The sequence below is a fragment of the Paenibacillus sp. F024 genome (assembly GCF_057814255.1).
Map to the genome: position 1 here is coordinate 1 of NZ_JBVASZ010000162.1, position 283 is coordinate 283.

Consider the following 283-nt stretch of genomic DNA (forward strand, 5'->3'; position numbering starts at 1 on the left):
TGAATACCACCTTCCGTTTTAGGAACAATCTGTTCTTTGTCACGCCAGATAATACCAATGTCCTTAATCTTATTCTCACAGAGACCAAGCATGAAGGACGCGCTATAGGTATAAGTCGTGTTTTTGGTTTTTACGCCACCACCCTTACCACCTTGCTTTTTCGTTGTTGTATGGGCTGTGGCTGTAAAACCACCATACCAGAACATATTTGCCGCAACACGATTTTTGCCATAAACCAAAGGCTGGCAAAGACCATAAGCGGATTGTTGAATTCGCATTGAAT

Annotated in this window: 1 protein-coding gene; it reads right to left on the bottom strand. The window is 42.4% G+C overall.

From position 1 onward, the window contains the following. Positions 1-283 (bottom strand): hypothetical protein (locus tag ACZYR9_RS27795; RefSeq protein WP_488981519.1); only part of this gene is annotated, 283 nt, incomplete at both ends.